The sequence below is a fragment of the Streptomyces daliensis genome (assembly GCF_054782395.1).
Map to the genome: position 1 here is coordinate 1 of NZ_BAAGSO010000129.1, position 1035 is coordinate 1035.

Consider the following 1035-nt stretch of genomic DNA (forward strand, 5'->3'; position numbering starts at 1 on the left):
GCGCGCGGGAGCGGGCGGACAGCGATACGGATACTTCGACGTGTCGTGATGACAAGTGTGAGGTCGGTGAGCCGGTCGATGTCGCGACCGGTGAGATGGTCATGGCGGCCACGGACGTGGACCTGCCGGGGGCGTTGCCGTTGGTGCTGGAGCGGCACTATGTCTCGGGGCATCCGTGCGGGGGCTGGTTCGGCCCGACGTGGGCGGCGACGCTCGACCAGCGCCTTGAGATCGACGATCGGGGTGTTGTCTACGTCGCGGACGACGGCATGGTGCTGACGTATCCGGTGCCGGAACCGGATGTGCCCACCATGCCCACCTCCGGGCCGCGGTGGCCGCTGTACTGGGACGGCAAGCCGGAGGGCACCTTCACCCTGGTGATTCCGGAGCGTAACCGGGCCCTGCACTTCGCGGCGCTGCCTGCCAGCGGGCCCGAGCTGGTGCTTCAGGCGGTCACCGACCGGTCGGGCGAGGGGGACCGTGTCGAGTTCCTCCGGGACGCGAAGGGCACTCCGACCGAGGTGCGCCACTCGGGGGGTTATCGCGTCGTGGTGGACACCGATCCGGTGCTGCACCGGGTCACCGGCCTGCGTCTGCTGCACGGCGCAGCACATGAGCGCTCGACGGTGCTGGTGTCCTTCGGCTATGACGCGTCCGGTGATCTGACGGAGGTCGTCAACTCGACGGGCAGGCCGCTGCGTTACCGCTACGACGGGCAGCACCGCATCACCTCGTGGACGGACCGTAACAACATCACGTTCGGCTATGTGTATGACCACCGTGGCCGTGTCCTGCGCACGGTGGGTCCGGATGGGATCTACTCGGGCCGTTTCCATTACGACACGGCCGCGCGCACGACGCGCTACACCGACTCCCTCGGGCACACGACCACCTACGTTCTCAACGGGGCGGGGAAGGTCGTCGCGCAGACCGACCCGCTGGGGAACACCACCCGCACGGAGTGGGACGAGAGCAACCGGCTGCCCCTGACCGTGACGGACCCGCTGGGGAACGTGACCCGTTACGCGTATGACG

Annotated in this window: 1 protein-coding gene; it reads left to right on the forward strand. The window is 68.3% G+C overall.

Annotation, left to right across the window (positions count from 1 at the left end):
* Positions 1-101: 101 nt before the first annotated feature.
* On the forward strand, positions 102-1035 hold a 934-nt coding region (locus tag ACYVOO_RS36940), incomplete at its 3' end, for a DUF6531 domain-containing protein (protein WP_461020111.1).